An 8,090-nucleotide genomic window follows, 5' to 3' on the forward strand; every position below is an offset into this window, starting at 1 on the left:
CGAAGCCGGAGACCTGCAGGCTGCCGTCGGTGACGCGAAGCATCACGCCGGCCAGCACCGGAACAGACGGCCGGCTGGGCAGACTCTTCGCCGTCCAGGCCACGGCTTCGGCGAGCGCGTCGCGCTCCACTCGGAACTTCATCAATGCCTCCGCGTCGACGTCGACGTCGTCAACTCTCTCATGCCGGACGCTGCCCACCGACCCGCCTGGCGTGCGGGTACCCATCGCACCTTAGGGCGCGAGGGTATCGGCTGTGCGCCCGACCCCGTGGATCGTGTCGCTGCTGACGGTCTGTCCGACAGCAGTCGGCCGATCCACAGAAAGTCCAACGGTGATGATTGGTTTTCGTTCTTTTAGAAGAGATAACTCATCGTCTTCATCGCACCTGTGCAAACTGTGGAGAACCCGCGTCAGAGCAGGTCAGACAGGTTATCCACCGGTGGTTTTGCTGTGGAGAAGCAGGGGTACAACCCCGCCGCCGGTCCACAGGCGGCCCTCGTGCACCGGGTTGTCCACCGTCGTCCACCGGTTGTCCACCGGTAATCCACCGACTTTCTCCCCAACCCTGTGGATCGACGCGCCCGGTTCGGACGTCGTCATCCCCAGAACCTTCAACAGGTCGCCCACAGGCCGGCCGTCTTCGGTGGACAGAGCGCTCGGTTGTCCCCAGCCATCCCCAGGCGTCCACAGCGTTGTCCCCAGGGTTTCTCCACAGGCTGTGGGTAACCGGCTGCCGACGGAGCGTGGTTGTCCACCGTCGGTGGAGAACGAGCTGTGGACAACGAGTGCGGGCGTGAGCGGACACGCCTCTGATGGTGTGGTCTACACCTCGTCGAGGGTCAACCGCGGAATACGAAAAAGCCCGGCCGGAGTACCGGCCGGGCCCTCGGTGGCGGTGCCGCGGAACGACGACTTCAGCTCGGCGCGTCTGGTGCCGCGCCGCGACCTGAGGCCGTCGCTCAGGTGTTCTGCTTGATCCGGTTGGTCAGCTCGGCGATCTGGTTGTAGAGGGAACGCCGTTCGGCCATCTGCTGACGGATCTTGCGGTCGGCATGCATGACGGTGGTGTGGTCCCGGCCGCCGAACGCCTGGCCGATCCGGGGCAGCGACAGGTCGGTCAGCTCGCGACACAGGTACATGGCGACCTGGCGGGCGTTGACCAGTACCCGGGAGCGAGAGTGCCCGCGCAGGTCCTCCAGGCTCACGCCGAAATAGTCGGCGGTGGAGACCATGATCTGGTCGGCGGTGATCTCCGGGCCGGCGCCGTCCGGGATGAAGTCCCGCAGCACCTCCTCGGCCAGCGACAGCTCCACGTTCGAGCGGGTCAGGCTGGCGAAGGCGGTGACCCGGATTAGCGCCCCCTCCAGTTCCCGGATCGAGTTCGACACCCGGGACGCGATGAACTCCAGCACGTCCGGTGGGGCGTACAGCCGCTCCTGGGCGGCCTTCTTCTGCAGGATCGCGATCCGGGTCTCCAGGTCCGGCGGCTGGATGTCGGCGAGCAAACCCCACTCGAACCGGGTACGCAGCCGGTCCTCCAGCGTCGCCAGCTGCTTCGGCGAGCGGTCGGAAGTGATCACGATCTGCTTGTTGGCGTTGTGCAGCGTGTTGAAGGTGTGGAAGAACTCCTCCTGGGTCCGCTCGCGGTTTTCCAGGAACTGGATGTCGTCGATCAGCAGGATGTCGACGTCGCGGTAGCGGCGCTGGAACGCGCTGGTCTTGTCGTCCCGCAGCGAGTTGATGAAGTCATTGGTGAACTCCTCGGTCGAGACGTACCGGACCGAGCGGGCGTTGCCCAAGGTGGTGGCGTAGTGCCCGATGGCGTGCAGCAGGTGGGTCTTGCCCAAGCCGGAGCTGCCGTAGATGAACAGCGGGTTGTACGCCTTCGCCGGCGACTCGGCCACCGCGACGCTCGCCGCGTGGGCGAAGCGGTTCGAGGAGCCGATGACGAACGTCTCGAACATGTACTTCGGGTTGAGCCGGTTGCCGCCGCTGTCCGCGCCCGCCGGCAGCCGCCGGTCGTCCCGGGGGCGGTGATCCGCGCCACCGCGGCCGGGCCCGCTGTCGGTGCCACCGTCGGCCGGCAGGGCCCGGATGACGTGCTGGTCCCGGGGTGAGACACCGGGCTCCTCGCCGAACCGGGTGCCGAAGCCGCGCGGGCCGGCGGGCGGCGGATCCAGGCGCCCGGCGTGGTCGGTGAATCCGAGACCGGGCCGTCGGGTCGTCTCCGCCGACCGGTTGGCCGGCCGGGGCGGCTCGACGAACGCGGTGCCGAAGAGGGTCTCCTGGCCATCGGCCACCGGTGGGCCCGGGCGGGGGCCGCCCTCGGCCGACGGTGCATCCGGGGCCGGCCGGTCGAATCGGCCCGGGTGCGGCTGCTCGGGGATGAGCGGGAGCTGCTGCCGGCCGCCGCCGGCCGCCGCGTCCGGATCCGCCGCCAGGCCGTCGAAGCCGACCGGCCCACCGTCGTGGTCGCCGGGGCCGGCTTCGGGTGCGGTGCGGTAGACCGTGCCCGTGGCGCGGCTGTCCTCCGGTGCGCGGACCGTTACCGCGACCTGGATCGGCCGGCCCAGCCGGCGGGTGAGCGCCTCGGTGATGGCCGGCCGCAACCGCGACTCGATCACGTCCCGGGTGAAGGCGTCCGGCACCGACAGCAGAACGGTGTCCTCGACGATGGCCCGCAGTCGGGTGAGCCTCAGATACGCCCGCTGTTGCGCGGAGATGATCTCGTCGGCGAGTTCGTCCGTGGTCGCCGTCCACACCGCGGCAAGGTCGGTCGTACCGGCCACCGTCGTGCCACCCCCTCGCCTCTGCTCCCGGACGCCGCCGTCCCCCGGCCCTCCCGGGGGCTTCGTACCGAGCGGGCGTGATCTCTCACCCACCCGGACGTCCCACCGGTCGTCCTCCACAAGTTATCCACAGCCTGTGTACCGACCGATTGTGGCCGCCCACCGGGCGCGGGTCGGACCTGCCCCCTGCCGTGGCCGGGCGCTGAAGCGGGTTCACCGTGCCGAACGATTCACTACCGTGTCCGGTCTTGCCTGCCGGCGACATCCCGGACCTGGAGACGCTGACCGCAATCGGGCACGGTAACAGCGTTGTCGCCGCATCATCAACCGTCGACGCGCCTGGCGCCTTGTCGGCATCAGTGAAAACCACCGCTTCGGTCGCCCTGCGCCGCAGCTCTCCGCCCTGGTGGGTTGGTTTGACGCTGATTGCACCCGGACCTAGGCTGGAGGGGCTGCTCTCACGCCTCTGCTAGGGTGATGGGTGCTTGCTGTCCGTGGTCGCTCCCCGCAATGCCGGGGTGACGCGCCGCCCGGGCAGCACCGATCGGGGCCACCACAGCGGCGGCCTGGACCACCACGAACCCGGCGATCCCTCGCCCGGGGCCGTCCGACAACGGAGAGCCTGACGTGAGCAAGCGCACCTATCAGCCGAACAACCGCCGGCGCGCGAAGACCCACGGCTTCCGGCTGCGCATGCGCACCCGGGCCGGCCGCGCCATTCTTTCGACCCGTCGCGCCAAGGGTCGCGCCCGCCTGTCGGCCTGAGGCCGATCGGGTCCGCTCAGCGGGACGGGGCAGTCGTGCTGACAGCCGCGCAGCGACTGCGGCGCAGTAGCGACTTCGCCGCAGCGGTCCGGGGTGGCCGTCGGGCCGGTCGGGGCACACTGGTCGTCCACCTGACCCTGCCGGTCACATCCGAAGCCGTAGACGTAGCGCCGAAGCCGGCGTGGGGCGGTGCGGAGGAAGAATCCGCACCGGTTTCCCGCGCCGGCTTCGTGGTTTCCAAGGCTGTCGGACCCGCGGTGGTCCGGAACAAGGTCCGCCGTCGGTTGCGGCATCTGGTCCGGGAACGGCTAGCCGCCCTGCCGGCCGGAAGCACCCTTGTCGTACGCGCCCTGCCGGCGTCGGCCGACGCGCCGTACCAGCGGCTCGGGGTCGACCTGGACGCCGCGCTTGCCGCTGCCCGGTCCGGCCGAGGGCGGCGGTCGCGGTGAGCGCTGAGCCGACGCCACCCCGCCCGGCTACCCCGGGTGCCCGGATGCTGACCCTGCCCATCATCGCGTACCGTCGGTGGATAAGTCCGGCGCTGCCGGCCCGCTGTCGGTTCTACCCGTCGTGCAGCGCGTACGCCCTTGAGGCGGTAGCCCGGCACGGTGCGCTCAGGGGAACCGGTCTGACGGTCCGGCGGCTGTCGCGCTGCCACCCATTCAATCCTGGTGGATACGACCCGGTGCCGGAGCCGGGCGGCCGCCGACCTGCCGACGTGACTGGAGCCTGAGAATTGAGTCTCGACTGGATCTACTACGCGATCTCGTGGATCCTGCTGGCCTGGCATTCGGTCTGGGACGCCATCGGGATTCCGGACACCACGGTCCTCGGCACCACCTGGGGCTGGATCCTGGCCATCGTCTTCCTGGTGGTCACCGTCCGGGTGATCCTGTTCCCGGTCTTCGTCAAGCAGATCAAGTCGCAGCGGGCGATGCAGGCGCTCCAGCCTCAGGTGAAGGCCCTGCAGGAGAAGCACAAGGGTGACCGGGAGACGCTCCAGAAGGAGATGATGGAGCTCTACCGGAAGGAAAAGGCCAACCCGCTGATGGGCTGCCTTCCGATGTTTCTCCAGATCCCGGTCTTCCTCGGCCTCTTCCATGTGCTCAAGCGCCTCGACCCGGCCAACCAGGGCAAGACTCTCTACGGCTGGACGGTCAGCCAGTTCGAGAGCGCCTCGGCCGCCAAGCTCTTCACCGCACCGATCGCCGGCAAGTTCGGGTCGACCGCCGACGAGCTGGCGCGTCTCGGTGCCAACGGCACCACCGTCAAGATCATGGCCGGTGTCCTGGTGCTGGTGATGATGGGCACCACCTACCTGACCAGCCGTCAGATGATCCTCAAGACCGGCTGGGCGGAGGACCCGCAGCAGCGGATGATCCAGCGCCTGATGCTCTACGGCATCCCGCTGTCGCTGCTGATCTCCGGCGCGATCTTCCCGATCGGTGTGATCATCTACTGGGTCACCAACAACCTCTTCACCCTCGGCCAGCAGCAGTGGGTGCTGCGGAAGTTCCCGCCGCCGGTGACGGCGACCAGCAAGCCGGGCACCTCGGGCCGTAACGGGACGCAGCCGACGAAGTCCCTGTTCGGTCGGAGCAAGCCCGCCCCGGTGCCGCCCAAGCCGGCCGCGCCGAAGGTCGCCGGCCCGAAGCCGGGTGCCAAGCCGGTCAATCCGAAGAAGGGCCGCCCCGCCAAGCGGCAGGGCTGAATCGTCCGGGCCGCCGCTGGGAAACCGGCGGCGGCCCGTTGCGCACCGTGCAGCCGCCGGAAGGCCGGCGCCGGTGCGGGAAGCGCCGCGCATGACGCGGCGGACGGGCGAGACTGCCCTACAGACGTGCCCGTGGGCACCGGCGACGTCCCGCCGGCCGCGGGAAACCAGCGGACCCGAGGTCCGGCCGAGCGAGTACGGAGATGACACCGTGACCGACACCAGCATCCCCCGCGCTGACCAGCCCCTGGACGACGACGAGCCGACCACGGTGGCTCCGGTCGACGGCGAGCCGGAGGAGAACGACGCGGAATCGGCGCCGAGCAAGGCCGCCGGCGAGGGCGACCTGTTCCGGCAGAGTGAGATCGCGGCCGACTACGTCGAAGGGCTGCTCGACATCCTCGACTACGACGGCGACATCGACGAGCTGGTGTCGGGCGGGCGGCCGGTGGTCGAGGTGGTCGGTGGCCGCCTGCAGAACCTGGTCGGTCAGCGCGGCGCCACCCTGGAGGCGCTCCAGGAGCTGGCTCGGCTCGCGGTCTTCCGGCAGACCGGCTCGCCGAGCCGGCTGCTGCTCGACGTCGGTGGCTACCGGGCCAACCGCCGCAAGGAACTCGCCGCAGTTGCCCGGAACGCCGTCGAGAAGGTCAAGGAGCACGGCGAGCCGGTTCGGCTGGAGCCGATGTCCGCCTTCGAGCGTAAGTGCGTCCACGACGTGGTCAACGCGATCGACGGGGTCGAGAGCGAGTCCGAGGGTGTCGAGCCCAACCGGCGCATCGTCGTCCGCCCCGCGGACTGAACGGGTGGCCCGAGACGACATCACGGGTGGTGCCCCGTCCGGCCCGGGTGGTACGCCGCCCGGGCCGTCGGCTGTCCCGCCCGGATCGCCCGAGCCGGCCGGTTCGGCGCTGCCATCCGGATTTTCCGAGCCCTCCATGCCACCGTCGCGACCGCCGTCCAGCGGGCCGGTGCCGCCGCCGGATCCGGCCGTGGCGGTGTTGCCGCCCGAACTGGCCGGCGCCGCTCAGCGGCTCTTCGGTGACCGCCTCGACCTCGCCGCCGGGTACGCCGAACTGCTGGCCACCGACGGCGTGGTGCGGGGGTTGATCGGCCCCCGCGAAGCGCCCCGAATTTGGGACCGTCACCTGCTGAACTGCGCGGCGGTCGCCGAGCTGATTCCGCCGGGCGTGACCGTGCTCGACGTGGGATCCGGGGCGGGACTGCCCGGGTTGGTACTCGCCATCGCCCGGCCCGACCTGACGGTGACGCTGATCGAGCCGTTGGCTCGCAGGACCGCCTTCCTGCAGGAGACGGTGGACGCGCTGGCACTGAACGAGGCGGTCCGGGTGCTCCGGGGGCGGGCCGAGGAGGCAGCCGCCGGGCCGGATCCGATGTACGGCGACGTGGTCACTGCCCGGGCGGTCGCGCCGCTGGACCGGCTCGCCGCCTGGTGCCTGCCCCTGGCCGTACCGGGTGGGCGCCTGGTCGCCCTGAAGGGTGCCTCGGCGGCCGAGGAGATCACCGAGCATGCCGCGGCGGTGCACCGGCTCGGTGGCGGGGATCCCGTGTTGCGCCGGTGCGGCGAGGGGATCGTGGATCCCCCGACGACTGTGGTCGAGATCGTCCGGGAGCGGGTGGTCGGCCCGGCGCCTAGAGCGTCGTCGAAGAAGTCCCGGGCCCGCCGACGGTGACTTGTGCCCGGCCGGGCCCGGCAGCGACGCGCCGGACCCGGCCCGCGGCTTCCCACCAGACGTGGGTGATGCCCCCACGCGGTCTGATCGCCCTCGTGTCGCAGGGGTAGGAGCGGCGGGTTGCGAACCCGACGTGGACCGGCAACGCCCATGCGCCGTAGGCTGACCGCGCGTCGATAGTGTGGAGCGGGCGGTAATGGATGTCCTCCGGGACGACCGCTCCCGCCGGGCGGTACCTCTGCGGACAGCACGCAAGTGGCCCGGTTGACGGATGCGGACCGACCATCCGAAGCGGGCAGGGATGACAGGTGCATGACGACGGCAGGTATGACGATCCGCGCGTGACGGGGTCGGCGGGCGACCCTGTTTCACGTGAAACCGACTACCCGAGTTGGCGGCCTTCAGAGGCATCGCAGAGCCCGCCGGAGTCCGGCCGGGACGCACCCACGTCGGGTGCTCCGTCGCTGGCTCCCGAATCGTCGTCCGGCCAGGACGCTCCCGACCCGGCCGGTCGACCCGCCAACGCCACCCCCGAGGCGCGGGTGATTCCGATCCGGCGGAACGCCTCTGCCTCCGTACGGTTCGAGGCCGCGTCGCCGTCGCACCAGCAGGCGCCCGGGGTGGTGCCGGATCCCCGGCCGGCGTCCGACACGCCCGCGCCGCCGGCCGGGCCCTACGAACCGGCCGCCACCGAGGCCGCGTACGTTTCACGTGAAACTCCGACGCGCGAAGAGGATGACCCACCGTTGGCTATGGAGGCGATGCGCGCCGTGCAGATCCTGAACCCAAGTGGCGAGGTGACCATGCCTCGGCCGGAGCGGACCCGGGTCATGTGCGTCGCGAACCAGAAGGGCGGCGTGGGCAAGACCACGACCACGGTGAACCTGGCGGTGGCGCTCGCGCTGCACGGCAACCGGGTGCTCGTGGTCGACCTTGACCCACAGGGCAACGCCTCTACCGGGCTGAACGTGCCGCACCACACCGGTGTGCCGGACGTCTACGACTGCCTGATCAACAGCGTTCCCCTAGCGGACGTGGCCCAGGCGGTCGAGGGCATCCCCAACCTCTGGTGCGTGCCGGCCACCATCGACCTGGCCGGCGCGGAGATCGAGTTGGTGTCCGTGGTGGCCCGC

8 protein-coding genes and 1 pseudogene are annotated in these 8,090 nt (G+C 70.4%); 7 read left to right on the forward strand and 2 right to left on the reverse strand.

What is annotated here, in order from left to right:
- A pseudogene (locus AB0M52_RS26660) lies at window positions 1-142 on the reverse strand (DNA polymerase III subunit beta); the annotation flags it as partial.
- 818 nt (window positions 143-960) lie between these two features.
- Window positions 961-2,790, reverse strand: a complete 1,830-nt coding sequence (gene dnaA, locus AB0M52_RS26665) for a chromosomal replication initiator protein DnaA (protein ID WP_363959069.1) — start codon at window positions 2,788-2,790, stop codon at window positions 961-963.
- A gap of 627 nt (window positions 2,791-3,417) precedes the next feature.
- Between dnaA and rpmH the strand changes: the two genes are divergently transcribed.
- The 7 genes from rpmH to AB0M52_RS26700 form a co-directional block, all read left to right on the forward strand.
- Window positions 3,418-3,555, forward strand: a complete 138-nt coding sequence (gene rpmH, locus AB0M52_RS26670; RefSeq protein ID WP_007073824.1) for a 50S ribosomal protein L34 — start codon at window positions 3,418-3,420, stop codon at window positions 3,553-3,555.
- Window positions 3,556-3,590: 35 nt separating this feature from the next.
- Window positions 3,591-4,004 (forward strand): ribonuclease P protein component, encoded by a 414-nt coding sequence (rnpA, locus tag AB0M52_RS26675; protein ID WP_363959073.1) that lies wholly within the window; start codon window positions 3,591-3,593, stop codon window positions 4,002-4,004.
- 44 nt (window positions 4,005-4,048) lie between these two features.
- On the forward strand, window positions 4,049-4,288 hold the full coding sequence (gene yidD, locus AB0M52_RS26680) for a membrane protein insertion efficiency factor YidD (protein WP_363959076.1): 240 nt from the start codon (window positions 4,049-4,051) through the stop codon (window positions 4,286-4,288).
- A 3-nt stretch (window positions 4,289-4,291) separates the two neighbouring features.
- On the forward strand, window positions 4,292-5,266 hold the full coding sequence (gene yidC / locus AB0M52_RS26685; protein WP_363959079.1) for a membrane protein insertase YidC: 975 nt from the start codon (window positions 4,292-4,294) through the stop codon (window positions 5,264-5,266).
- Window positions 5,267-5,477: 211 nt separating this feature from the next.
- Window positions 5,478-6,065, forward strand: coding sequence for a R3H domain-containing nucleic acid-binding protein (locus tag AB0M52_RS26690; protein ID WP_363959081.1), 588 nt, complete (start codon window positions 5,478-5,480; stop codon window positions 6,063-6,065).
- A gap of 136 nt (window positions 6,066-6,201) precedes the next feature.
- Window positions 6,202-6,957, forward strand: a complete 756-nt coding sequence (gene rsmG / locus AB0M52_RS26695; RefSeq protein ID WP_363959083.1) for a 16S rRNA (guanine(527)-N(7))-methyltransferase RsmG — start codon at window positions 6,202-6,204, stop codon at window positions 6,955-6,957.
- Window positions 6,958-7,265: 308 nt separating this feature from the next.
- Window positions 7,266-8,090 (forward strand): AAA family ATPase (locus tag AB0M52_RS26700; protein ID WP_363959085.1); only part of this gene is annotated, 825 nt, incomplete at its 3' end.

It is taken from the genome of Micromonospora sp. NPDC051296 (assembly GCF_040682255.1).
Lineage (GTDB): Bacteria > Actinomycetota > Actinomycetes > Mycobacteriales > Micromonosporaceae > Micromonospora > Micromonospora craterilacus.